Annotated in this window: 27 protein-coding genes; 18 read left to right on the top strand and 9 right to left on the bottom strand. The window is 64.7% G+C overall.

The annotated features are described in order from the left end of the window. Positions 1-5: 5 nt before the first annotated feature. The 8 genes from KU306_RS08330 to KU306_RS08365 all read left to right on the top strand — a co-directional run bounded on the left by KU306_RS08330 (position 6) and on the right by KU306_RS08365 (position 8,741). Positions 6-566 carry a DUF7283 family protein gene (locus KU306_RS08330; protein WP_258301672.1) on the top strand — a complete coding sequence of 187 codons (561 nt, stop codon included), beginning with the start codon at positions 6-8 and terminating at the stop codon, positions 564-566. Then, positions 544-942: a DUF7285 family protein gene (locus KU306_RS08335; protein ID WP_007545152.1), complete on the top strand. Its 399-nt coding sequence runs from the start codon at positions 544-546 to the stop codon at positions 940-942. Before KU306_RS08330 ends, KU306_RS08335 begins: the two co-directional genes overlap by 23 nt. After that, complete coding sequence (locus tag KU306_RS08340; protein WP_258301673.1) at positions 939-1,817, top strand: DUF7284 family protein; 879 nt, start codon at positions 939-941, stop codon at positions 1,815-1,817. The genes KU306_RS08335 and KU306_RS08340 overlap by 4 nt, the downstream gene beginning before the upstream one ends. Continuing rightward, positions 1,805-4,897, top strand: a complete 3,093-nt coding sequence (locus tag KU306_RS08345) for a DUF7286 family protein (protein ID WP_258301674.1) — start codon at positions 1,805-1,807, stop codon at positions 4,895-4,897. Before KU306_RS08340 ends, KU306_RS08345 begins: the two co-directional genes overlap by 13 nt. 78 nt (positions 4,898-4,975) lie before the next feature. After that, positions 4,976-5,395 carry a DUF5791 family protein gene (locus tag KU306_RS08350; RefSeq protein WP_008323278.1) on the top strand — a complete coding sequence of 140 codons (420 nt, stop codon included), beginning with the start codon at positions 4,976-4,978 and terminating at the stop codon, positions 5,393-5,395. After that, positions 5,392-6,288: an SDR family oxidoreductase gene (locus KU306_RS08355; protein WP_258301675.1), complete on the top strand. Its 897-nt coding sequence runs from the start codon at positions 5,392-5,394 to the stop codon at positions 6,286-6,288. The genes KU306_RS08350 and KU306_RS08355 overlap by 4 nt, the downstream gene beginning before the upstream one ends. Positions 6,289-6,388: 100 nt before the next feature. Beyond that, positions 6,389-7,573 carry a DHH family phosphoesterase gene (locus KU306_RS08360; RefSeq protein ID WP_258301676.1) on the top strand — a complete coding sequence of 395 codons (1,185 nt, stop codon included), beginning with the start codon at positions 6,389-6,391 and terminating at the stop codon, positions 7,571-7,573. A 76-nt stretch (positions 7,574-7,649) separates the two neighbouring features. Further along, on the top strand, positions 7,650-8,741 hold the full coding sequence (locus tag KU306_RS08365; RefSeq protein WP_258301677.1) for an aldo/keto reductase: 1,092 nt from the start codon (positions 7,650-7,652) through the stop codon (positions 8,739-8,741). Between the two features lie 26 nt (positions 8,742-8,767). Here KU306_RS08365 and KU306_RS08370 read toward each other — a convergent pair whose 3' ends face one another. Beyond that, on the bottom strand, positions 8,768-8,938 hold the full coding sequence (locus KU306_RS08370; protein WP_007545159.1) for an HVO_0758 family zinc finger protein: 171 nt from the start codon (positions 8,936-8,938) through the stop codon (positions 8,768-8,770). Positions 8,939-9,073: 135 nt separating this feature from the next. Here KU306_RS08370 and KU306_RS08375 point away from each other — a divergent pair, with 135 nt between their 5' ends. The 3 genes from KU306_RS08375 to KU306_RS08385 all read left to right on the top strand — a co-directional run bounded on the left by KU306_RS08375 (position 9,074) and on the right by KU306_RS08385 (position 11,503). Next, on the top strand, positions 9,074-10,237 hold the full coding sequence (locus tag KU306_RS08375) for an MFS transporter (RefSeq protein ID WP_258303387.1): 1,164 nt from the start codon (positions 9,074-9,076) through the stop codon (positions 10,235-10,237). Positions 10,238-10,388: 151 nt separating this feature from the next. Next, the gene (locus tag KU306_RS08380) at positions 10,389-10,877 is read left to right on the top strand and encodes a DUF7109 family protein (protein WP_258301678.1); all 489 of its coding nucleotides are present in this window, start codon (positions 10,389-10,391) and stop codon (positions 10,875-10,877) included. A 29-nt stretch (positions 10,878-10,906) separates the two neighbouring features. Next, on the top strand, positions 10,907-11,503 hold the full coding sequence (locus KU306_RS08385) for an NUDIX hydrolase (protein ID WP_007545165.1): 597 nt from the start codon (positions 10,907-10,909) through the stop codon (positions 11,501-11,503). A gap of 139 nt (positions 11,504-11,642) precedes the next feature. Here the strand turns inward: KU306_RS08385 and KU306_RS08390 are convergent, their stop codons facing one another. Beyond that, on the bottom strand, positions 11,643-12,173 hold the full coding sequence (locus KU306_RS08390; protein WP_007545167.1) for a DoxX family protein: 531 nt from the start codon (positions 12,171-12,173) through the stop codon (positions 11,643-11,645). Between the two features lie 390 nt (positions 12,174-12,563). On the opposite strand from KU306_RS08390, the gene KU306_RS08395 reads away from it, so the two are divergent. Further along, on the top strand, positions 12,564-13,346 hold the full coding sequence (locus tag KU306_RS08395) for a DUF7388 family protein (RefSeq protein ID WP_258301679.1): 783 nt from the start codon (positions 12,564-12,566) through the stop codon (positions 13,344-13,346). 360 nt (positions 13,347-13,706) lie between these two features. Further along, positions 13,707-14,834 carry an NAD(P)/FAD-dependent oxidoreductase gene (locus KU306_RS08400; RefSeq protein ID WP_258301680.1) on the top strand — a complete coding sequence of 376 codons (1,128 nt, stop codon included), beginning with the start codon at positions 13,707-13,709 and terminating at the stop codon, positions 14,832-14,834. A gap of 46 nt (positions 14,835-14,880) precedes the next feature. On the opposite strand, the gene KU306_RS08405 is transcribed toward KU306_RS08400, so the two are convergent. After that, positions 14,881-15,390: an Hsp20/alpha crystallin family protein gene (locus KU306_RS08405; RefSeq protein WP_258301681.1), complete on the bottom strand. Its 510-nt coding sequence runs from the start codon at positions 15,388-15,390 to the stop codon at positions 14,881-14,883. Continuing rightward, on the bottom strand, positions 15,387-15,545 hold the full coding sequence (locus KU306_RS08410; RefSeq protein ID WP_007545175.1) for a DUF7559 family protein: 159 nt from the start codon (positions 15,543-15,545) through the stop codon (positions 15,387-15,389). Before KU306_RS08410 ends, KU306_RS08405 begins: the two co-directional genes overlap by 4 nt. A gap of 197 nt (positions 15,546-15,742) precedes the next feature. On the opposite strand from KU306_RS08410, the gene KU306_RS08415 reads away from it, so the two are divergent. Continuing rightward, the gene (locus KU306_RS08415; protein WP_258301682.1) at positions 15,743-17,440 is read left to right on the top strand and encodes a radical SAM protein; all 1,698 of its coding nucleotides are present in this window, start codon (positions 15,743-15,745) and stop codon (positions 17,438-17,440) included. 278 nt (positions 17,441-17,718) lie between these two features. Here KU306_RS08415 and KU306_RS08420 read toward each other — a convergent pair whose 3' ends face one another. From KU306_RS08420 to KU306_RS08435, 4 genes are all read right to left on the bottom strand, one after another. Further along, positions 17,719-18,123 carry a TRAM domain-containing protein gene (locus tag KU306_RS08420; RefSeq protein WP_007545178.1) on the bottom strand — a complete coding sequence of 135 codons (405 nt, stop codon included), beginning with the start codon at positions 18,121-18,123 and terminating at the stop codon, positions 17,719-17,721. A gap of 61 nt (positions 18,124-18,184) precedes the next feature. Continuing rightward, positions 18,185-18,910 (bottom strand): YkgJ family cysteine cluster protein, encoded by a 726-nt coding sequence (locus KU306_RS08425; RefSeq protein WP_258301684.1) that lies wholly within the window; start codon positions 18,908-18,910, stop codon positions 18,185-18,187. 45 nt (positions 18,911-18,955) lie between these two features. Then, positions 18,956-19,753, bottom strand: a complete 798-nt coding sequence (locus KU306_RS08430; protein WP_258301685.1) for an MBL fold metallo-hydrolase — start codon at positions 19,751-19,753, stop codon at positions 18,956-18,958. A gap of 100 nt (positions 19,754-19,853) precedes the next feature. Then, positions 19,854-20,126 (bottom strand): winged helix-turn-helix domain-containing protein, encoded by a 273-nt coding sequence (locus KU306_RS08435; RefSeq protein ID WP_049907542.1) that lies wholly within the window; start codon positions 20,124-20,126, stop codon positions 19,854-19,856. A gap of 378 nt (positions 20,127-20,504) precedes the next feature. Here KU306_RS08435 and KU306_RS08440 point away from each other — a divergent pair, with 378 nt between their 5' ends. Together KU306_RS08440 and KU306_RS08445 are read left to right on the top strand one after the other, a co-directional pair. Next, positions 20,505-21,263, top strand: coding sequence for a class I SAM-dependent methyltransferase (locus tag KU306_RS08440; RefSeq protein ID WP_007545184.1), 759 nt, complete (start codon positions 20,505-20,507; stop codon positions 21,261-21,263). A gap of 69 nt (positions 21,264-21,332) precedes the next feature. Further along, on the top strand, positions 21,333-22,235 hold the full coding sequence (locus tag KU306_RS08445) for a glycosyltransferase family 2 protein (RefSeq protein WP_007545185.1): 903 nt from the start codon (positions 21,333-21,335) through the stop codon (positions 22,233-22,235). 75 nt (positions 22,236-22,310) lie between these two features. Here the strand turns inward: KU306_RS08445 and KU306_RS08450 are convergent, their stop codons facing one another. Further along, positions 22,311-23,135, bottom strand: coding sequence for an amidohydrolase family protein (locus tag KU306_RS08450; RefSeq protein WP_258301686.1), 825 nt, complete (start codon positions 23,133-23,135; stop codon positions 22,311-22,313). Positions 23,136-23,282: 147 nt separating this feature from the next. Here KU306_RS08450 and KU306_RS08455 point away from each other — a divergent pair, with 147 nt between their 5' ends. Beyond that, positions 23,283-23,960 (top strand): helix-turn-helix domain-containing protein, encoded by a 678-nt coding sequence (locus KU306_RS08455; RefSeq protein WP_258301687.1) that lies wholly within the window; start codon positions 23,283-23,285, stop codon positions 23,958-23,960. A 126-nt stretch (positions 23,961-24,086) separates the two neighbouring features. After that, positions 24,087-24,368, top strand: coding sequence for a HalOD1 output domain-containing protein (locus KU306_RS08460; RefSeq protein ID WP_074791598.1), 282 nt, complete (start codon positions 24,087-24,089; stop codon positions 24,366-24,368). Positions 24,369-24,496: the final 128 nt, after the last annotated feature.

A 24,496-nucleotide genomic window follows, 5' to 3' on the forward strand; every position in this document is an offset into this window, starting at 1 on the left:
GTGCTATGTTGGACGTTCCGTTCGAATCGATGTACACGCTGGTCGCGCTCTCGGTGGGTGCCACGCTCCTCGTCGGCGTCGTGGCAGGACTCCCGACGACGCCGGCACCGGACGCGCAGGAGGTCGCCGAGACCATCGACGACGTCGCAGTCGCCGAGTACGACGCGACGGCCGAGATTCCACTCGGAGCGGCCGAAATTCGGCTCGGCCCGCAGCGAATCGGCCTGCGGAACGACGGCGGTGCCGCGCACGCGACACTCGCCTTCGGCCCTGTCGTCCCCACCACGTTGGATTCGCGTCTCGGTGCTGTCGCCACGGGCGCAGCCCCGAGCGACGTCTTCGAGTCGCCAGCCGTATTCCGGGAGGCTGCTGCCGAGTCCCGCGAGGTCTCGGCCGCAACTCACGAGGCTGCGACCACAATCCGCGGCCCCGCGACTGCGACCGCAACCCGTAACTCCACGACTGCGACCCACGAACCCGGTCGCTCGTGGCGTCCTGCCCCTGAATCGCTCGTCGTCCGTCACGTCACTTGGGAGGGAGTTGATGTCACTATCGTCGCAGCGTAGAGGCCAGTTATCGCCGACGTCTGCGCTCGTCGGTCTCGTCGTCGTGTGTGCGGCCGTCTCGGGCTATGCGGCGGTTCTCGACCGGTCGCTTCCGACCGCCGACCGCGACCTCGCACCCTCGACGCTGACTGCTGTCGAGTCGGCCCTCGCCGACGATTCCGGCGTCGTCGAAGTCTCTCGTCTCTCGGCGGGCCTCGACGCGTGCCCGACCGGATACTCGTGCCGTCTCGTCGTGGCGGTCGGAGACGAGCGGCGCGTCGCAGGCGCGGAAGTTCCGGAAGGGACCACCACCGACACGGCGAGCACGCAGGTGAGCGTTCGCTCCGAACCCGGCCACGTCGGCTTCGGGACGCTTCGCGTGGAGGTCTGGGCGTGACCGACCTCGTCCTCGACGTGACGCTCTGTCTGCTCCTCGTGAGTGCGAGCGTCGGCGTCGTCGTCACCGCAGACGAAGGCAGCCTCACGGGCGCTGACAACGCACTCGACGCAGACGGTATCGCAACGTCGCTGGCGACCAGCACGGCGACGGTCTACTACGACCTCGACCCCGGCGTCGAAGCCGCGGACCCGTCGCTTCTGGAGTCGGGTGGCGTCGATGCGCGCGAACTCGACCGCACTGCACACGGTAGTCTCGTCGGGTTACTCGCCCGAAGCACCCTGGGGACAGTCGCTATCGATGGCGTTCGACTCACTCACACCCGCGACGACATGCGTCAGGGCGTCGCCGAACGCGTCGCTTCGGAACTCCCGGTCCGCGGTGTCAACGTCGCCGTTCGGTGGGCACCGTACCCCGGTGCGCCGGTTCGAGCGACCGACACGCTCGGCCCTCGTCCCTCCGCGGCCGCGACGGTTCACTCGGCCTCGATTCGCGTTCCGAGTGGCTTCCCGTCAGCACGTGACGACGCGCTCGCCGCGAGCGACGACGGATTCGACGCTGTGGCGCGAGTCGTCGCGAAACGGACGGTTGCAGGCTTGTTCCCGCCCGAACAGGCTCGGCTGGCGCTTCACGGCGACGAGCCGGTTTCGACGATGATGGCTCACCGCTACGAGCGGGCGGGCACGCTTCTGAACGCGTCTGTCGAACCGGAAGTCGAGAGCGTCGAGCCTCGTGCCGCTAACGCCGACCTCGAAGCGGCGCTCGCATCCAAACTCGCAGCCGACATGCAGGCAAACTACGAGACGCCGACTGAGGCCGCACGGGCTGTCTCGGTCGGCCACGTCGACATCGTCGTCAGGACGTGGTCGCTGTGAGACTCGCAGACGACAACCGGGGACGCGTCCCCTTCGCGCTCCTCGGTATCCTCTTGCTCGTCGCCAGCGCGACGTTCTCCGGCGCGCTCTCGACCCACAACCCGGTTGCTGACCGCCGCGTCGACGAGGCAGTCGAGACGGTCACTGCCGAGACGAATACCGCAGTTCGCACAGCGGTTCACGACGCCGCGCGCGAGGCGGCCGCGAATCCGGTCACGACACGGTCGAACACGACCGTCGGTCGGGTCCTCTCGGCGAACGACACGTTCCGCGATTATCTCCGACTCCGAATCGCACTCGCTGCGTCCGAGCGCCTGCACACGACGACCGTCCGACGTGGCGGCGTGTGTGCGACCGCGTCGCTCCCGCCGACGCCGAACGAATCTGCGCTTCGGGCGGCGCTCGACCGCGTCGCAATCGAGGAACGAGAAAACGGGACACTGCTCGTCGTCACTGTCGAGAACGTCTCGGTCGATGCGTGGCGCGACGGTCGCCACGTGGTCGACGACACGATAACGACGACCGTCGGCGTCCAGACGCCGGTACTCGCGCTCCACGACCGAACCGAACGGTTCGAACATCGTCTCGACGCGGGCATCACTGACGGTGGAACCATGGACGCGACGGTCACGACCGCGCTCTGGGCCTCCGCGTGGACCCGTGGCTGGGGACAGTACGCGGGCGCACCAATCGACAACGTCGTCACGAACGACCACGCCGCGCTGGCAGCGAACGCGGGCGTCCTCCTCGCCGAGCAGCAGGCTTTCGGCGCGACCGACCGCGACGCGACTGGCGCACTCGGCCGAGCGGCCGTCAAGACCGGCGCGCGCGACCTCCTAACACTGACCGGCTCCCCCGCTGCGCCCGAGTTGGCCAACGCGCTTCCCGCGCCGAACCCGTCTGAAAACTCGGACGCTCCGACGCCGACCGACCCGGAGAACCGCACCATCAACTCGTCTGTCGGACCGGCCGCAGACCACGCGCTCGTCGCGCTCCTCGACGGCGACGAATCCGGTGGCGAGGACGGCGACCATGTAGAATCGTTCGACGGTGTCGTCACCGATGCCTACCGAGCGGACGCCGCAGTCGTCGCGGAGCGAACAGTCGAGCAAACGACTACCCAGATGACTCGGCCGGGCGACGGGTGGGAACTCGTCGGCACGGAGACCGAGTCGAACACGACGGTCACGTCACTGCCGACCCGGACGCCGGACACGCACGTGGAAACTGTCGTCGTCGATTCCGCCTCCCGGCTGGTCACGACGACCGAGACGACGACGCGAACGTGGCGTCGCGGAAACGACACGCTCTCGTCGCAAGCGCGGTCGACCACCGAAACTCGCGTCGACCTCGCTGTCGTCGTCGACCCGCGAAGCGTGCCCGGACCGAACCGCGACATCTCTCCCGCACTCTCCCGCGGGGGCGCACTGAATGGTCCGAACTACGAGTCGGTGGCGGATGTCGCCGCCGACACGCTGGAGACGAGTGGCGGCTTCGACGGTCTCGCACGCGACGTGGCTGCCGGTGACGCGCCCACCCCGGATTCTGTCGCCGTAACTCGTCCATCGAAGCTCGACACGTGGATTCGCGGAGACCTGCTCGACCTTCACGAGCGCGTCCGCAACCGGACCGTGACCGTCTCGGCGCAGTCGCTCGCGGCGGGTGAATCCAACCCTGCGGCCGAACTCGCGGCCGACATTCGAGCGGACAGAGACGAACTTCTCGACGCACCGACCACCTACGACGGCGTCGCCGACCGCGCCCGCGTCGCAGTCCGTGCGGCCTACCTCGACCGCGTCCTCACCGAACTCGACCGCCGCGCGAACCGAACCGCCGACGCGACCGGTGCCGCAGACGATGCGTCGCAGGATTCGAACGTCGGGTCACTCTCTGCGGCCGTCGCCGCGAAACGAGCAGCAGGCGACACGCTCGGGTCCGCAAACGCGACCCAGTCGGCCGACGGCGTTCGGTACGTCCCCGACGCCGACCCGATGTATCTCTCGCTCGACGGCCGCGCCGGTTCGTCGCTCCCGGCTGTCGATTCGGCGGGGACCTACCACCCGCTCGTCGCCCGCAACACCAACCTGTTCACGCTTCCCTACGGCGACGCGACCGACACGGTCCTCGAACCCGTGTTCGGTGCGAGCCGCCGGGTCCCACTCCGAGTCGCGGCGCGGACACTTCTCGCCGCGGACGCGACGCTCGCTGCGTCGAACGCCTCGAACGAGAGTCTCGAAGCTAGACGGGACCGCCTCGAAGCCCGCCACACCCACCTCGAAGCGGCTGTCACCCGAGCGATGCGGCCCCCTACGACCGCGGCCGCAACGACGCTCGCCGAACACACCGACCTCTCGAACGCCGAGCGTCGGCGCGTCCTTCGAACCGCACTCGGTCGCTGGGAGCGTCCGGGCAACCGCGCGCTCGCCGTCACGAACGGGTCGGCGTCACGGGCGATTGCTGTCGAAGCCGCGGGCGCGGGAACCACGGAGGCCGACCTCCTCGAACTCCGTCTCGACGAGGCATTCCGGACCGCCCGCAAGCAGACGGGAGCGACGGTCCCGCAGCGACTCACGAACCGGACTGTCCACACGACTCGGTCGGTTCGCGAAGACGCAGTCGCGACCGTTGCGACAGACGCCGCGATGAGTGCAACTGAAAAGGCAGTGTCGAAGCGGGTGAACAAGACGCTCTCGTCCCGGCTCGGCAAGAACTTCCGGCGCGTTCCCGCTGGATTCCCGGTCGCACCCGTGCCGGGCTACTGGTACGCGACGGTCAACGTGTGGGACGTCGAACTCGCGGGCGAGTTCGCGCAGTTCCGTGTCCACGCTCGCGGTGACACGGAGTCGCTGACCTACGCCCGCGATGGGTCTTCCGTGGCACTCGACTGGGACGGCGACGGGACCAGCGAAGACGTTGGACGCGGTGAGCGCGTCAACTTCACTGTCGAGACGGCCATCGTCGTCGCAGTCCCGCCGTCGGGAATCGGCGTCGGCGACATCGACGGCGACGCCGACGAACGTTCCGCTGGCTGGGCTGGCGGACCCGGCTGTACCGCCGTCGGGGACTGTCGGCAGTCCTGATAGCCGGATGCCGTCGTTGTCACCGCGGTGCTGTGCGAGTAACAATCGTTTTCCCGCCCCACGCCTCACACCCGGCATATGTTGTACGACGCCGTGGAGCAACCCGGTGCAGTCTCGGCCGACGAGCTTCGAGCCGCGTACGAAGACGAACTTCGCGCGGCGGTCGAGACGGTTGGCGCTGACGCGGCCGCAGCGGCGGCTGACGTCTCCGAACAGGCACTCTCCAACGGGATGTTGGAACTGACGCTCGAACAGGCAGCCGAAATCCTCGCGCTGACCGACGAGAACCCGGACGCCGACGCCATCGTCTGGGAGTTCCGAGACCACCTTCTCATGGGGATGACGACGGGTATTCTCGACGTAGACAGCCTCGCGTCCGCGGTCGACCTCGACCTCAGCGGACAGGAGGTTCAACAGGCAATCGAGGGCCGAACGTCCGTCACGCTGAACGAACTGGCTGCCATCCACCACGCTATCGCCGTCCGTAACGAGCGATGAGAGTCGCCATCCTCGGGTGCGGATACGTCGGCCTCGAACTCGCACGTGACCTCGTCGCCGACGGCCACGAGGTCTGGGGCGTCAGGCGCTCCGACGAGGGACTCGACGCCGTCTCCGAGACCGGGGCCGAAGCTGTCCGCGCCGACGTGACGGACGCCGAATCGCTGTCGGCGGTGCCCGACGTGGACCACGTCGTCTTCGCCGCCAGTTCGGGCGGTCGCGGAGCCGAGGCAGCCCGCACCGTCTACGTCGATGGACTTCGAACCGCTATCGACCACTTCGCCGCCAGCGACGATGCGCCCAACAGACTCGTCTACACGTCCAGTACGGGCGTCTACGGCGACCACGGCGGCGACTTCGTCGACGAGGAGACGCCACTCGAACCGACGACAGACAAGACGCAGGTCCTCGCCGAAGCCGAACGTGTCGCCCGCGAATACGCCGCAGAGAAGGGAATCGACGGGACGGTCGCCCGGTTTGCAGGCTTGTACGGTCCCGACCGATACCGGCTGGAACGATATCTGTCCGGGCCTGTCACTGCGGGCTATCTCAACATGGTCCACCGAGACGACGCGGCAGGCTCGGTTCGATTCCTCCTCGAAGAGGACCGCGCCCGCGACGAGGTCGTCCTCGTCGTCGACGACGAGCCGGTCTCGAAACACGAGTTCGCCGACTGGCTGGCCGACGAGTGCGGCGTCCCACGGCCGGAAAAGTACTCGAAAGAAGAGCGATTGGCGGCTGACGACCTCTCTGAGGCTGCTCGGAGGCGCATTCTGACGAGCAAGCGCTGTTCGAACGACCGCCTTCGCGACCTCGGCTACGAATTCAGGTACCCCACGTATCGGGAGGGATACCGCGCCGCAATCGACGCCTACCGCGGCGACCACGCCTGAGACGTCTGCGACCGAGCGGCGCTCGGTCCCCGCTTTTTTGTCACACGGAAACGATGGATTAGGGGGAATATTGATGACACCGGGGTTGGACGTGTGTGGTATGGCTGGTTCGGTGGGACAAGTCGACTCGGCACAGATCGCCGAGTCGGTCGGGTCGTTCGTCAACACCCATCCAGAGGTAGTCGCTGCTGTCGTCGTCGGTCTCGCTGCCTTCGTGCTCGCGGCGTACGCGGCGATTCGATTCAAACGCCCGATGGGTGCGCGCTTCGCCGAGGCGCTCGCAGACGTCGACGAAGTCGCCGTGCTCATGCACCCGAACCCGGACCCGGACGCGATGGCCGCTGCAATCGGCGTCGCGTGTCTCGCCGAACAGGTCGGGACAACACCGACGATTCAATTCGCCGGGCAGATTCGACATCAGGAAAATCGCGCGTTTCGGACCGTTCTCGACCTCGACTTGGACTCTATCGACCACGTGAGCGACCTCGCTGCGGAAGCGGTCATCCTCGTGGACCACAACACCCCTCGCGGATTCGCGGGCGCGGAAGGAATTCTCCCCTACGCCGTCGTCGACCACCACCCCGGAGACGGGACGGGCGAGGCGTTCACTGACGTTCGAACCGACTACGGGGCCTGTTCGAGCATCATCGCGGAGTACTTCCGCGACGTGGGCGCGAAACCCGTCCCGCCGGACATGCACGCAAGCGAGGTCAACTCGTCGTACACCGTGCCCTCGGAGGTTGCGACGGGGCTCGTGTACGGGATTCTCACCGACACGAAACAACTCACTGCCGGGTGTTCTGCCCCCGACTTCGACGCGGCGGGCTATCTCTTCCCCGGCGTCAACGAAGACCACCTCGACCGCATCGCCAACCCCGAAGTATCTCGCGAGGTGCTCGAAGCGAAGGCCCGCGCAATCGCTGGACGCGACGTCCGCGGTCCGTTCGCCGTCGCCGACATCGGAACCATCTCGAACGTCGATGCCATTCCGCAGGCGGCCGACGAACTCATCCAACTCGAAGGCGTCACCGCCGCGGTCATCTGCGGCGAGCGCGACAACAACGTCTATCTCTCCGGTCGCTCCCGCGACGACAGGGTCCACATGGGTCGAACGCTCGAAGCCGCACTCGAAGACTATCGCGGTGCGAGCGCCGGCGGCCACGCCCGCATGGGCGGCGGCCAGATTCTCCGCCCGGACGCGGTCACAGATGGCGGCAACGGAAACCACGTCCCGCGAGACGAACTGGTCGAGCGGGTGTTCGAGGCGCTTTCTGGCGATATTTGAGGCACACCCTGTCCGCTGTCGTGACTCCCCGACAGCGACCGGTGAGCCTTAACCGTCCGCGTTCCAACGCCCGCCTATGGCTACAGGACGGGGCACGTGGGCGTACCGCGACCGCTTCGGCGACAGTTTCGGCCGCACGTTCTTCCGACGCTTCGGGCCGGGCGTCGTCTCCAGTATCGGCATCGGGACGTACCTCGGTGACCCGACCGACGAGGTCGACGAGCAGTACCGCGAGTCGCTCGTCCTCGCGCTGGAAAGCGGAATCAACCTCCTCGACACCGCGTCGAACTACCGCCACGGGCGCTCCGAGCGCGTCGTCGGCGAGGCGGTTCGTGAGGCCGATATCGACCGCGACGCTATCGTCGTGGCCTCGAAAGCCGGGTTCGTCCCGTTCGACCGCACTCGCCCGGAGAATCCCGCCCAGTACGTCCGAGAGACGGTGCTCGACGCCGGATTAGCCGCTGCCGACGAACTCGCCCACGGCAGCCACACCATCGCCCCGACGTTCATCGACGAGATGGTCGACCGCTCGCTCGACCTGACCGGCCTCGACCACATCGACCTGTACTATCTCCACAACCCGGAGACGCAACTCGCAGTCGCAGACAGAGACACTGTCTACGACCGCATCGAATCTGCCTTCGAAGTGCTCGAACGGCGCGTCGCGGCCGACGACATCGGTCGGTACGGCGTCGCCACGTGGGAGGCGTTCCGCGTCCCCGAGGGCCACGACTCGTATCTCTCGCTTCCGGAAGTGGTTCGGCGGGCCGAACAGGCGGCTGAAACCGTCGGCAACGACGAATCCAGCCTCGACGCGGTTCAACTCCCGTTCAACGTCGTGATGGCGGACGCGTTCACCGTGGACGCCCACGAAACCGACGACGGAGAACAGACGAGCGCGCTGTGGTACGCCCACGAACACGACCTCGACGTGTTCACGAGCGCGAGTCTCGCACAGGGAGACCTCTCACGAGAGATTCCAGAATCGGTAAACGAGTTGCTGACGGGTGAGACGCTTGCGCAACGGGCACTCAACTTCTCGCGGAGCGCGCCCGGCGTGACCGCGGCGTTAGTTGGCGCGGCGTCGCCCGAGCACGTCGCGGAGAACGTCGCCGCCGGGACGTTCGACCCGCTTGGGGCGCGGTCGTTCGACGCCGTCTTCGAGTGAGCGTCGGTTCGGGCGCTGCGATACTGCTATCGGAGTTCTTTCCACTCGCTTCCGCAGTTCGGGCACATTCGGAGTGAGAACACTTCGTCGGGGTCGTTCTTCTTCTTCAGCGACTCCCCGCACTCGGAGCAGGTCAATCGCCCGTAGGTATCCTTTTTCAGCTCCCCGTCACGAAGCCCTTTCCGCGTTGTCTTCATACCGGCTGGTTTGTCCAACGAACATAAAAAGCCGCCGCCGACCCGGCAACCGAATCCCCGTTCGAAAGGATTGTCATCACGCGGTGCGCGTCTCCGAGCGTGTCCCGTGGCCGTCTCTTTGGTACGCTGTGTGGGATGGTGCTGCTCGTCAACCTCGCCCGCGTCGTCTTCGCGCCGCTTCTCGGCGAGTTCATCCTCTTTTTCGACGTGAACCGGGCCACCGTCGGCTTCGTGGCGACGCTCGTCTGGCTCGGCAGCGCCAGCCTCCGCGTTCCAACGGGGTGGCTTCTCACCCGAATTCCCCGCCACCGCGTCGTCCTCGGAACCGGTATCGTTCTGGTTCTCGCCTCCGCGCTCACCGCCAGCGCCCGGTCTATCGAGATGCTGATGGTCGGTGCTGCGTCGATGGGATTGGCCTCCGGTGCGTACTTCGTCGCTGCGAACCCGCTCGTGAGCGAACTCTACCCGGAGCGCGTCGGTCGCGCGATGGGCATCCACGGCACTGCGAGCCAGCTCGCGGCCGTCGGCGTCGCCCCCTTCGTCACCCTCGTCCTCGCGGTCGGTGCCGACCTCGACGTTCCCTTCATCTCGGCGTCGTGGCAACTCGTGTTCGTCTGTGTCGGCCTCGCGGCCGCCGTGGTCACTGTCGCGCTCTATCTGACGGCTCGCTCGACCGAGTTGCCGGACGCCGGGGCCGACGACCGCGACCTGCTCGGTGCCGTCCGCAAGGAGTGGCGCGTCATCCTCACCGGCGTCGTCATCCTCGGCGCGACCGGGTTCGTCTGGCAGGGCGTGTTCAACTTCTACGAGTTGTACATGACCTCGAAGGGACTGCCGCAGGCGACGGCGCGGAACATGCTCACTGTCGTCTTCGGCGCGGGCGTCCCGGCGTTCTTCCTCTCCGGTCGTCTCGCCGACAAACTCCCGCGTGTCCCGTACATCCTCGGCGTCCTCGTCGCGTTCGTCGTGTCGGTCCTCGTCCTCACACAGACACAGGGACTCGTTCCGCTACTCGTCGTCACGGCCATCCTCGGGTACGTTATTCACAGCCTCTTTCCGGCACTCGACGCCTACCTGCTCGACACGCTCCCGGACGAGAGTCGCGGCAGCGCCTACTCGGTGTATTCGTTCGGGATGATGATTTTCCAGGCCACCGGCGCGGGTGCGGTCGGGTACCTGACCGATGTCGCGTACACGTTCGACCAGGTGTTCGTCGGCTTCGCGGTCGGGCTTGGCGTCATCGTCGCGGGACTCCTCGTTCTACAGCGCGCTGGACGGATTCCGAACGGTGGCGCCTGACCCCACAGCGGTGAGTTGAGGACCGACTCCGACGCCCATCGCACTTTTATTCGCTGCGTGTGACCTCCGGGCTAATGACGACCCACGGGCACCACACGGGCGACACTCGAACACCACACGGGCGGCGACCCAACACGGTTCGGGGAGACAGATGAGTGAGGAGACCTACGACGAGTTGGCAGGCGTCGTCGACCTCTTCGGCGCACTCACTCGCGAGGAACTCGAAGACGCCCTGGACGAACTGGCCTTCAAACAGGGACACGAGACCGACACCGATGCACTCTCTGGTGCGATTTCGGACGCTGTGGACGCGTACTACCTCGTTCCATACGAGTCGGACGAAGCGGATGCCGAGTTGCTGACGGTCGGCCCGGTGGCCTTCCCGACGCTCCCGCCGCGAGCAGAGGACCTCCCGCACATCCTCGACTATCCGACGCGGACGGTCCCGCGCGACGAACTGGTCGAGCAGGTCGAAGGCCGACTTCGAACTGCGGCGGCGAAAGCCGTCTCGTCGGGAGACACCGACGAGGCCGCTCGACTGCTCGATATCACCTACGACCTCGAAGCGTGGGCAGACACCGACGTCGCCTCGATTCGCGAGCGTCTGGACGCAGCATTGGCAGAAGAGGGGCAGGCCTAAGTCGCACCGCCGCTTTCTCTGTCGTGACGATGGACCTCGCGAGAGTCGCCCAACACGACCCGGAGACTGTCGAGGCGGGGCGGCACGCAGCGGTCATCGCACCGGTCGTGATGCGTGACGACCGGCCGCACGTGCTGTTCACGAAGCGAGCCGACCACCTCGGCGAACATCCCGGGCAGATGAGCTTCCCCGGCGGTGGGCGCGAGCCCAGCGATGTAGACCTCAGAGCGACCGCACTCCGCGAGGCCAACGAAGAAATCGGACTTCGGGCGGACGAACCCGCGTTTTACGGCCGCCTCGACGACATCCTCACGGTGACGGACTACGCGGTCTCGCCGTTCGTCGCCACAATTCCCGACCGAGAGTACGAGCCAGACGACCGCGAGGTCGCGGAAATCGCCGTCCTCTCGGTCGACGACCTGACCGACCGCACGAACTACGAATCCGAACTCCGCGACCACCCACAGTACGGTGAGATTCGACTCCACTTCTTCCACGTCGACGGCTACACCGTCTGGGGTGCGACCGGTCGGATGCTCGTGCAACTCCTCGAACTCACGACCGACTGGGAAGTCCCGCCCGAAGTCGACCGCGTGGTCGACCCGGACGCCGATTTTCGGGTGTAGTGTCGCGACTCGGAGCACTCGTTTAGTTTCTCAGAGCCACCGCCTCACCAGTCACGGTAAAACGCAGTAAAAAATCGCTTCGTCACGGCTGCCCCCGCGAGTACCCCGGCCGCGAAGCCGAGGAGATAACGTCCCCGGTTCAGCCGAGGATGTACTTCAGGATGGGGCGCTGGCGGACGAACTCCATCTTCTCGACGATGGCGTCGAGGCCGTAGATTCGTCCCGCGGCGAGGGTGCCGACGATGACGAACATCAGGAGGCCGAAGAGGTCGCCGTTGACGTAGCCGTGCGCCCAGTCGGCGTTCCCGAGGTAGAAGAACACCATCAGGAAGCCACCGAAGAAGGCGGCCAGGCGGGTCAGGAGACCGACCATGATTCCAAGGCCGATGAGGAACTCACCGGCGGGAATCATGAAGTTCGTGAGCTCCAGCATCCACGGCGTGTTGGCGGCCCACACGAGGAAGCCGTGAATCGGCGCGCCCTCGGCTCCGTGAATCATCCAGCCCGAAGCGTCGAACGCCTCGGGACCGACGAGCTTGGTCCAGCCAGCGTGGAGGAACCAGTAGCCCGTCAGCAGACGGACGAGGACGAGGACGTAGCCCGTGACGCCCTCTGAGTAGTCGAAGTTCATGCGGTTCCCCATCATCTCGATTTGTGCGGGTTCAGCCATCGTAGTTCACCTTACAATTGAACCGTCGGCCGAGAAGACCATATAAAGGGTGTGTGGTTTTCGACTCCATGGAACTGGGAACGAGCGAAATCGATTGTCGAAGCTCGCACTTTGTATTCGACTGACTTTTACTCTACTCCGAATATGTTCGATGTCGAATCGTGGTGTTTCGAGTCTCGTACTAGCTGGTATCTCGGATGTCAAATGTTCTCATGACAGCTAGAGTAGCAGCCCTCGACTGCCTCACTCGGGTATATAAATGGTCTCCGGAGTCGCCAGCGATGCCGTCACCGATAGGGTTTTGGCGTCATCTGCGCTATCCGGTAGCACATGGTCGCACAGACGATGGATCGCGTTCCGCGACGGTACTGAAACTTTTGTGGTGATAGCATGCTGACCGCCGAGCGTGCGGTCTCGAAAGCAGGATTGGACGCAGTCGCACTCAAACCCAAAGAGTGCGACGTGCGTCGGGCGCTCGACATCCCGCTCGATGTCGTCGCCATCGACTACGAGGGGCGACATCACCTTCCGGCGTCGTCGGTCCTCGAAGAACTCGCGACGGAGAAAGAGGTCCGTCTGACGACGCCCGTCCGAGCGGACGGGTTCGACCCGCTCGGTGACGACTCGTTGTACGAGTGGCTCCCCGACGGCGTTCGGCAGGTCCTCGTCGCCGGCCACAGCGCCTATCTGACCGACGACGAGAAGCGACGGCCGATTGCGCCTCGCCTCCGGGCGGCCAGAGAGCGCGCACCGGACGCGTGGGTCGGCACCGAAGGCATCGAGCGCATCGCGCTCGCGGCGGGCGGCACGCAGTACGAACTCCTCTCGCGGTCGACACGGCGGGACGTTCGCGCGCTCCGCTCGGCCGGATTCGACGGCGAAATCGCCGTCTACGCGCCGACGGTCCTCTCCGACGACGAGGACGAAATCCTCGACGCCGTCGGTGCCTACGTCTCGCGGCGGCGACCCGTCACTCGGGCACTTCCCGACGCCGCCGCCACCGACTCGTCGGCCGACGGTCGCGCCCGCGAGGTACTGCTGAAAGCGGCGAAAGACTACGCCCTCATCGGCTCGGTCGCGGACGTCCGCGGCCGTGTCGACGAACTGCGCGAGACGGGCGTCGACATCTTCGTCGGCTATCCGGCCCGCGGAGTCGACGAGTTCGTCGGGTAGTCGGACACGTCGCTCACACGCACTCGATTCCGTTTTTTCGCTGCTCGTACCGTGCTGCGTTCAGCGCGTGTCGACGACTACCAACTGCGTCCGGCGTGTTCAGACGACCCCAACTGACCCTAACGTAGTCAGACGATTGCCAGTTCGAGTACCGGAGGTGTTTTACGAGACCACCGGAGAAGACAAGTGACGGCACGGTTGGACGGCTCCTTTCGACCCACGTGGTTTCCACGCGGGTTACTGCTGGCCAACCTACCCCGTCTCTCTAAAACTGTGAGCGACTGCGACGTGCGCTCGACGATGCTCCTACACGACCGACGAGCAACGGCTATTCAAGTTACTCGCCGACCCAAACCGGGTATGGACGTTCCCGAGCGAGTCGCGGTCGTCGGTGCGGGCGCGGTCGGTCTCACGACCGCGTACGACCTCGCCGCCCGCGGCGCGGCTGTGACAGTCTTCGAACGAGGCACTCCAGGGTCAGGAATGACGGGTCGCGCGGCTGGCATCTGCTACGACGCCTATGCTGAGGACGTGGACGTAGCGGTTGCAGACCGGGCGATGCGTCGATTCAGGGAGTTGGACGGCGACCGCGAATTCGAGTTCTACGAAGTGCCGTACGTCTTTCTCGCGCGCGAGGGCGACGACGCTGGCGCGACCGCCCTCTCGGAAGCGGTCGACCGAATGCGGGTCCACGACCGGTCGGTCGAACTCGTCGACGCCGACGAATTGGGCGAGCGGTTCTCCATTCGCACCGACGACGTGGGTCTCGCGGGTGTGAGCGACAGCGCCGGCTGGGTGGACCCGAAGGCGTACGTCGACCTGTTCGTCGAGAAGTGCGAAGCCGAAGGCGTCGAGTTCCGTGTCGGCGAGGCGGTCTCGATTCGAACCGACCCACCGGGTGTCGTCGGAGGGGATGGCGAGCGTGTCTTCGACTACGACGCAGTGGTCGTCGCGGCGGGCGTCCACTCGCGCGCGATACTCGCCGCGGCCGGATATCCAATCGCACTCAAACCCTACCGAGCACAGGCGCTCGTCGCCGAGTGCGACTACGACGGGCCGACCGTCTACGACGCCACCGACGGGTCGTACCTTCGGCCGCATCCCGCCGGTGTTCTCGCCGGCGACGGCGTCGAAGCGGTCGAAGCGGACTTCGACGACTGGGACCCGGCCGCAGACGACTGGTTCGTCGCAGAGTCGACCGCCGCCGTCCGCCACCGAACCGAGACCGCCCCGACAGTCGAGCGAGCGTGGGCGGGGCTTTGCGGGGCGACGCCGGACCGGAATCCGCTGGTCGGCGCTGTCGCGTCGGGTGTCTACGTCGCAACCGGCTGGCACGGCCACGGGTTCATGTGGGCACCCGCAATCGGCGAACTGCTCGCGGCCGACGTGCTCGGCGCTGACGAGTCAGTTCCAGATTCGTTCGACCCCTGCCGATTCGACGGGGACGAGGAGTTCGAGGTCGTCGAGGGGATGACGCTCGACGAGTGAGTCGCAGTCGGTGTTCGGGCTTTTCAGGCGTCTTGGTCGTCTACTTTTAGGCGTCGTGGTCGTCGTGATCGTCGAGGACGTCTACGTCGTCGTCCGGGCGCGAGACGTCCGCTGAGTGGTCGTCGCCCGTCTCGGCTTCCTCGTCGTTTTCTTCGGTAACGTGGATGTCGCTGGCGGAGCCGTCTTTGGGAATCTCGACCTGCAGCGTGCCGTTTTTCTTGACGGTCGCGGTCGCCTCGGCGGCTTCGACGTTGGCGTCGGAGGGGAGTTTGGCACTGCCGGAGAGCGTGAGGCCGCGGCCGGGGAAACGCATCTCGAATCCCTCGTGGAAGTCGCGGAAGCGGTCGATTCGAATCTCGACTTCTCCTTCGAGGAATCGCACTTGGACGTCTTCGCTGCGGGCGTCGGGGGCGTCGAAGACGACGAGATAGGCGTCTTCGGATTCGAGGAGGTCGTACGCGAGCGGCTTTCGCTCTTGCATCTGGCTCACGCCGCGGCCGACGCGTTCGAGGACGGCGTTGGCGGCCGACTCACCGAACTTTCGGAGGTCGCTCATAGCGCTATCTCCTCCAGGAACTGCCCCTCACCACAGTACGGGCAGGTAAAGTCCGCCACCGTCGTGTCGTCGGGCATGTCGTAGGTGTAGTGCAACTCGAACATGTCGAGTTCGCAGTCCGCGTTGGCGCACTTGACTTCGAGGGTCGCGGGCATAGGGGTTGGTTGCGCTCCCACGCCCATAAACGCGCTGGAGGCGGAAGGTGCGTGCTGTCGGTCGATGTCGGTACGCTCCGCTCTGGTGTGTGACTCGGCTGCTCCGGTGTGTGACTCGGCTGCTCCGGTGTGTGACTCGGCTGCTCCGACAACTCGCGACCGGTTCCGTTTTCAGCGTCGAACTCGAACCCCGACCAATGACTGACCCCGCCGACCTCACTGTGACCATCGTCGACGGGTACGTGGACGAACCGGCGCACTTCGGCGTGCCGCCGTACATCTCGACGTATCCGCGATTCACCGCCGGGGCGCTGGTCGACGCGGGCGTCTCCGAGTCCAACGTCGTCTACCACACCATCGACGAACTCCGCGAGGACCGACAGAAGTGGCGCGACGTCGCCGACGCCGACTTGATGATTTACATCGGCGGGATGACCGTCCCCGGAAAGTACGTCGGCGGTACCCCGGCCGAACCCGACGAAGTCCGCGAACTCGCGTGGGTCGCCGAGGGAACAGCGCTGATGGGTGGCCCGATTCGCTTCGGCGTCGGCGAGGAGAACGCCGGCGCACAGGACATGGAGCGCAAGAACCTCGACTACGACTTCGTCGCCAAAGGCGACATCGAGGCGGCCGCCTACGACCTCGTCGACTCCGGCCTCGAAGGCTTCGGCAACCGAATGCGTGACAACGAGGAACTCGACCGCTGGGCCGCCAAAGGCGCGTTCGTGGTCGAACAGCATCCGAACCACCCCGACTACCTCATCTGCGAGATGGAGACCTCTCGGGGCTGTGCCTATCGGTGTTCGTTCTGTACCGAACCGCTGTACGGGAATCCCGCGTTCCGTACCGCCGACTCCGTCGTGAAAGAGGTCGAGAACCTCTACAACCGCGGTGCGCGACACTTCCGTCTCGGCCGACAGGCCGACATCCTCGCGTTCGGCGGCGACGGCGAAGCTCCGAACCCGGACGCCCTCCGCCGACTCTACGGTGGCATTCGCGAAGTCGCACCCGACCTCGGAACACTCCACCTCGACAACGTCAACCCCATCACTATCGTCGGGTGGCCCGAGAAGTCACGCGAGGCGCTGCGCATCATCGCCGAGCACAACACCGCGGGCGACACTGCCGCGTTCGGTCTCGAATCGGCCGACCCCGTGGTCCAAGAGGAGAACAACCTCAACGTCTCCGCCGAGGAGTGCTTCCAGGCGGTCAAAATCGTCAACGAGGTCGCCGGCTGGCGCCCCGGTGACGACCCGGCAGACGCCCCCACACACGGCCCGGATGCCGCCGACCGACTGCCGAAGCTCCTCCCTGGAATTAACCTCCTGCACGGTCTGAAAGGCGAACGCGAGGAGACGTTCGAGCACAACAAACAGTTCCTCCAGCGTGTCTACGACGAGGGCCTGATGGTCCGCCGTATCAACATCCGGCAGGTCATGGCCTTCGACGGGACCGACATGTCCGACACCGGTGCGGACATCGCCCGCGACCACAAGCAACTGTTCCAGGAGTACAAACAGGAGGTCCGCGAGGAAATCGACCGGCCGATGCTCCGTCGGGTCGCACCGCCGGGAACCGTCCTCCCGAACGTCCATCTGGAGTACCACCAAGACGGTCGAACCTTCGGCCGCCAACTCGGAACCTACCCGCTCCTCGTGGGGATTCCGGGCGAGTTGGAACTCGGCCAGACCATCGACGCCGCCGTCGTCGACCACGGCTACCGGTCTGTGACGGGCGTGCCGTTCCCGATGGACCTCAACGAAGCGTCGATGGACGAACTCACTGCGATTCCGGGAATCGGTCGGTCGACGGCCGGTGACATCGTGGTGAACCGCCCCTACGAGACTCCCGACGAGGCCCCGACCAAAGCGAATCTCTCGAAGTACGTTCGATAGCTGTTTGAGCGCTTCTTTCTGTTTTCTTCACTTGAATCGGTGCTCTGTGTTCACTCGAAATCGTGGTGGGGTGTTCGTCCGTCGCGAGGGGAGTTCACTTGTACCGGTGGTCTGTCCACGTACGATACGGTTCGGCCTCGCGTTCTCAGAAGCATCCTCCGGTTTCGCGGCTCGCGAGAGAAGCGACGGCTCCGGTTCAGTGTGATTGCCGGCCGAGGTGGTGTGAGAAATACTCGTCGACGAGATGTACAGACGCTAATTCCGAAAGAAACGACGGATTAGAAGTCTTCGTCGACGACTTCGCCGACGGCGAAGTTGGATTTGACTTCCGTAATCTCGACTTTCACGCGCTCGCCGATTTCGGTTCCGGGGACGATGATGACGTAGCCACGCTCGACGCGGGCGATACCGTCACCTTGCTTGCCGATATCCTCGATTTCGACGTAGCGGAGTTCCCCGGTTTCGACGGGGGGTTGTGGTTCGGCAGACGGTGTCGCACCGCCGCTCGGTTCTGACGTCGTCGTCTCTGAGTCGGTACGAGAGATGAGAGCAACGCGATACGTCTCGCCGGGTTCGACCGTCCCGGTTTCGACCTCGCGGCGAGGAATCTCGACGACGTATCGGTCGTCCTCGGCGCGAACATCCGCGTTGAACAGACACAGGAGTTTATCTGAGATTTCCACCGTTAGACCTCCACATATAGGTCAGTTCGAAGTCTTAAAGATGTACCGCCGTCAGTGGATTCTACTTTTCGAGCGGTGTTCCGTCCGGCTGTTTGGCACCCTCGGAGTCGTGGACGACGACCTCGCCGGGGTTCGTCTCGACCGGCGCGTAGGACTCACTGAGACGTATCGCTTCTTCGACTTCTTTGATAGCGCGCGTCTTCAGCGCCCGTGCCAGTTCCTCTGCGTCCGCCCGCGAGATGTCTCGCCCCAACCCCTCACATTCGTGGGCGCGAACCACTCCTTCTTCGTCTACCGCTTCGCCCATCGGCTGGCTCGTCCCACCGAGTGCGACGCTAAACGGGTAGGTTTCACAGATGAGTGGCCGGGCGTCGTGAACTGTGCAGGCACCCATTCCCGCGTCGTCCTCCTCGTAGAATCGGCAATCGCCGCACGAGGTAGTCTGGAGCGCCCACTCGAACGTCTCGCCTTCCGGGCCGTCCTCGCCGTCGACGAGTCCGTAAGGCATCGGGCGGGCGACGTCTCTCCACTCCAGCGAGGCGTCCGAGGTGGAGGCCGCAGCGACTTCGTCGCCGCCAGCGTCGTCGTTCTCGTCGGCCGCTTCCTGCAAACTTCGCACCTCGTCGGGGAACACCGTGGCAGTGTGGGGTTCGGAGCCCTCGTCGGTCTCGTAGCCCTTACAGCACGCTCCACAGCGAGTGCATTCGAAGCCGATGGACTCGATGGCGTCGGCCAGTTCCGACACGTCGAGGTCGCGGGCGCGGTCGAGTTCGGCTTCGAGGTCCATACACGTCCTGCGAGCGCGACGCCCAAGAGGGGCGCGGTTTCGGAGTCATATCGGTTCGACGCGGCCTGTCTCGGGGCCCCACTGGACGCTCCCCTCGGCGGCAAGTTTCTCGATGTGCGCGACGACTGTTGCCTGCGCCAAGTCGCGGACGTCGGAGATATCCTTGTCGTAGGCGGCGTCTGTCACTGTCTCAGGCGTCTCGTGACCGGCGCGAACTGCGTCGAGAACCGCTTGCTCGCGGGTACGGCGGTGGTCGATGAGACGGGCGAGAACCGCCCGCGGGTCGTCTATCACGGGGCCATGGCCCGGGCACAAGCGTCCGGGGTTGCGGGCGTGGAGTCGTCGAAGCGCGACCAGATATGCGCGCATGTCGCCCTCGGGCGCACCGACGACGACGCTGCCCTCGGCAACCGCGAGGTCGCCACAGAGGAGGTCGTCCCCGGCGACGAAGGTCACGTGGTCGCGGGCGTGGCCGGGCGTGTCGAGGACGGTAACACCGGTGCCAACGGGGATGGTCGCCCCCTCGACGAACGTCTGGTCGGGTTCGACCCCAGTGGCGGTCGTGAACGCCGCTTCTCGCCCGCGACGACACCAGACAGTCGCGTCAGTCTCGCGTGCATACGAGGCAACCGCACCGACGTGGTCGCTGTGAGTGTGCGTCACGGCGATGTGTGAGATGTTCTGGGACTCGACTACGGCATCGAGTTCGGGCGTCCGTGCGGGAGGGTCGACGAGGAGCGAATCGTCTGTGGCGCTCCCGTCGCTGCTGGCGACGACGTAGGCGTTCGTGGCACCGGTTGGAGCGCGAGTCGCGACCGGAACGGAGACGCGCGTGACCTGCATGGCGGCGGCTACGCTCGGGGGGAAGTTATCGGGTTCGCAAAATGGTGGCTTGGTCTGTGGGAGTATGCCCCCACGGGCGGTGTTCGGTCGTGTCGGCAGATTACGTGTTGAGGAAGTAGACCTGCTTGCGCGCGTCCTTGAAGGAGTAACGCGAGCCGACGAGGTCCGACTCTTCGAGACGGTTGAGCGCGTAGCGGACGGTGCGGTCCGGTAGCAGCGACTCGTCCGCGAGTTGACCCTGCGAGAGAGGTGCATCGCTCTCGAGGACCTTTGCGACGAGCTTTGCGCTCGGTGGGAGTTCACGGAGGCGCTCACGGAACTCGGCTTCCGAGAGCAAGTCTTCAGTATCAGGCTCTGCAGTGGTGGTGCTCATATCCATCACAGCAACCTCCTCTGTGTTAAGGGTTAGCTTCAAGTGTGTCAAAACAATCCAGACACCTTATACACATATTATCATCATGAAGAAACAATATGAATACCGACTGACGACGAGACTATGCAGATTCTTGCATCGTATCGACGGCCGGCGACTGTGTTCGATACCGGCCAAGTCCCGCGTGACAGTCGGGACAGTGAATCACCAACCACTCACCGCGGGTGTGGCGAACCAGGTCTTCTGCGTCGTGGGTCGCCCCACAGATTCGACACGTTGGCATATACCATGATACGTCCTCTGTCGAGGAAAACGTATCCCCCGACGGCGAGACGCATCCAGTACCGTTTTAGGGTCGCCCCCGCGACTACCCGTAGCGTGAAAGGAAAGGAGTGGTACCAAGCCGACGACGTCGCCCAGGAATACGACTCGAAGCGGTTTTCCAAGGGCGGTCGGCTCATCGACCGGCGCGAGAAAGAGGCAGTCCTAGCTGCGCTCGGGCCAGTCGAGGACAAGAACATTCTCGAAATCGCCTGCGGAACAGGCCGGTTCACCGTGATGCTCGCACAGGAGGGGGCGAACATCGTCGGACTGGATATCTCGCGGGCGATGATGGCACAGGGACGGGAGAAGGCTCGTGCAGCGGGTGTCGATGACCGAATCGAATTCCTCCGTGGTGACGCTGCTCGCCTTCCGTTCCCGGACGACCACTTCGATGCGGTGTTCGCGATGCGGTTTTTCCACCTCGCGGACACCCCGGCGAAGTTCCTCGCGGAGATGGCGCGCGTCTCGAAAGAACAGGTCTTCTTCGATACGTTCAACGACCAGAGCCTTCGGGTCGCCTACAACTGGCTGCTTCCGATGGGCTCGCACCTCTACTCGGAGCGTGACGTGCAGCGACTCCTCAGCGACGCGGGTCTCGACCTCGTCGACGCCGCGCACGATTTCGTCCTCCCCTTCGGATTCTACCGAAAGATTCCCAACGGCGTCGCACGACCCTTCCGCAGCATCGACTTGGCAATTGGCGACTCCACCGTCGGCGACGACGTCGCGTCGGTTTCGTACTGGAACGCGCACGTCACCCAGTCGGCCGCCGCCGACACTCGTGCGACGGACCGCGCGAGTGACGCCGAGTGACGTTCGCTACGGGAGGAATTACCACGATTCTCGATTCACATTTAAGTACGTCCACCGCAAGTGTCGGGTATGGACCTCTCGGTTGTGCTCCCGACCCTCAATGGACGGGACCGTCTCGCGGCCAGCCTCGACGCGCTGGCTGCCCACGCCCCTGACGCCGAGGTCATCGTCGTCAATGGCCCGTCGGCGGACGGGACGACCGGGATGGTACGAGAACGCGACGACGTAGACGTGCTCGTCGAACTCTCCGACCGAAATCTCAACGTCGCCCGCAACGCCGGTCTCGAAGTGGCGAGCGGCGAGGTCATCGCACTGCTTCGATACGACCTCTCTGTGGAGTCGTCGTGGCTCTCGGCGCTCGAAGCCGGTATCGAAGACGCCGACGTCGTCACCGGACCGCTCCACCAGACACTCAGAAACGGGATGACGACCGAGTCACTCGAACGGAACACGATTGCCGGGCGCACGGTCACGTACTTCAACGGCGGGAACGTCGCGTTCCGCCGACAGGCCATCGAGTCGCTCGACGGCTTCGACGAGTACCTCGAAACCGGCGGCGCGCGTGACGTTGCTCACCGACTCGCTGCGTTCGGAAAAGAGGTCGCTTGGGCACCGGAGATGTGTGTTCGCCGGGAGTTCGAGGCCGACGGCGGTATCTCGGAACGAGATTGGGGCTGGAAGTACCGAGCGCTCACATATCGACTCGTAAAGAACTACGGCCCCCGACCTGCGATGGCGAAACGAACACTCAAACACGCTCTTTCTGACGCTGCTGATGCCGCCTACGGTGTACTCACGGGAGACGTCACGCCGTCTGGGTGGGTTGGAACCGGCCGCGACGTCCTCGGTGGAATCGCCACGGGTGCGTCTGACGGTCTCGTTGCGAGGGCTCGCGACCGGTCGCGGACACGGAACCCACACGGGTGTTCGAAGCGGGCCGACCGCGCCGTCGCGCGCTACGACTGGCGGTAAGGCATCTTCGGGTGCTGCCCGGCGGCGCTCACGAGTTTGGTTCTGACGACGCTCACGAGCGCCGACTCGCTTACCTTACTCTCCACCGGGTGCGAGCGCGTCGATGACGCGGGCGGCGTTCTTCGAGAACGCTTTCGCCATCGCGTCTTCCGAGACGTCGAGCGTCAGTATCTCCATGATGCCGACGTTCGGGTGTGTTTCGGGGGCACCGCTGCCGAAGAGCACGCGGTCGGGGTGTTCCAGCAGTGCACGTTCGAGAACACTTCGATACCGGACGAATCCCGTGTCGAGATACAGGTTGTCGTGGTCGTCGAGCAGGTCGATAGCTTCGTGCATCAGGTCTCGGTCGAGTGGGTATCCGCCGAAACTTGAGAGGATGACCGGGAACCGCCCCAGAAGCGACGACTCGACAGCGGACGGTTCGAACGAGCGGCCGCCGTGGACGAAGACGGGAAGGCCGACCTGTTCAAGCATCGCCAGCGTCTCTTCGTCCGGGAGACCGTCGACCGCGGGTGCGAGACAGAAGCCGTGGAAGCGGTCGTCGTAGGCGTACTGCTCGATGTCGCCGGGGTCGGTGTGGTGGTCGGCCCGCGAAGACGTGAAGTTGCGAAGGCGGGCGGTCGCTTTGGCACTCGGGTCGCGCGGCCCGTTGATGCGGGCGAACGCCAGAAACGGTCTATCGACGCTCATCCGCGCGACGGCGTTGTTCGGTCGGAGGTAACTCTGCCCCTCGGGTTGTGTTCCCGGCGAGACGAGTGCGCGGACGACACCCGCTTGGTGCAGTTCGCGCTCTAACCGTTCTGGACTGATTTCCCGTCCCCGCGTCGCCACCGAGTGCTCGTCGGGGTCGAGGCGGGTGTTCACGTCGACGACCCTGAACCCGTGTTCCAACTCCAACATCGTCTGTTGCTCATCGGTGAGGGCCAAATAGGTTTAGAAACCACAGCGCAAGAGACCTGTAAGACGAGAAAACATTCATTTCTGCCTTTCTTCTTCGGTGGTACACAACGACTCACGTTTTTGACCGAATCTCGCGTAGGGAGAGGTGTGTGTCTGATTGCAGAGGCAATCGCCCCGTTCTCGGCGCTTCCACTCGTCGAGGCAGACGCGCTCGGTGACCTCGAACTCGAACTCGAACGGACGGTCCCGACGGCCGAGCGGCGACAGCAGCGTCTGTGGGTGTGGGGACCGGGGGCGTCGAACTTCGATGCACACACTGTGTTCGACCCCAGCCTCGACGACGTTTCGTGTCTCGAATCGATTCCCGGCGGAGCGTTGTATCGATTCCAGTGGGACGCTGCACAGAATACACTCTTTACGGCGCTGGCGGACCTCGATATCACGCTCTTGGAGTGTGTCGGCACGAACGAGTCGTGGGAGCTGCGACTTCGAGCACCGTCGCATACGTCTCTCAGCGACCTCCGAACACGCTGTGAGGCCCACGGTATCTCGCTCGAATTCGACCGCATCACGTCGGTCGCAGAAGAGTCTGCACCGCTTGGAACGAGACTCACCGACGACCAGCGCGAGGCGCTCGTGCTCGCGCTCGAACGCGGCTACTTCGACGACCACCGACGCACGTCACTCGACGAACTCGGCCGTGAACTGGATATCTCGCGACAGGCCGTCTCCGGCCGACTTCGTCGGGCGTACCGGACGCTCGCAGAACAGGTGCGTGACGAGGCGGTCAAAAGCGAACGTTCCAATCGCGATGTCGGCTATTGAACTCCCACCAACCTCACACCAGTTCATTCAACACAGGAACAGGATTTCTCTCGATAGTGGGGTCAGAGTGTAAGGCCTTTCATAGTCAACCCATACGCATAGGTACTCAATCTCCGTTTACACAGTATGGATAACCAGCGCGATGGAAATGCTGGGTCCGTGGTCTCAGTGTCTCTCGACGGGTACGAAGAGGTTGCGGTCGCGGTTACCTCGGCCGTGGCGACGGCAGCGGAACTCAACCCGCTCGACCTCCCACCACTCGCAGACGTTGGAGTCGACCCTGAAGCACTTGAAACACTTTTCGGGACCACTCACGACCAGTCTTTGAGCTTCACGTTTCGATATGCAGGACACCTCGTCACACTCGCTGGCGATGGCTCTCTTACCGTCGACGAAGAAGGAGGTTAGCTAGTTCTGGCGAGCGGGGAATAATCGACGTAAGCGGCGCTCTGTCGTGTGATTACACGTCGCAGCTACCGGAGAAAGATATTTATAGAACTGCAATCGTTGATAGCGGTTGAGGTTTCAACATGGCT

This window comes from Haloferax larsenii (assembly GCF_024730625.1).
GTDB lineage: Archaea > Halobacteriota > Halobacteria > Halobacteriales > Haloferacaceae > Haloferax > Haloferax larsenii.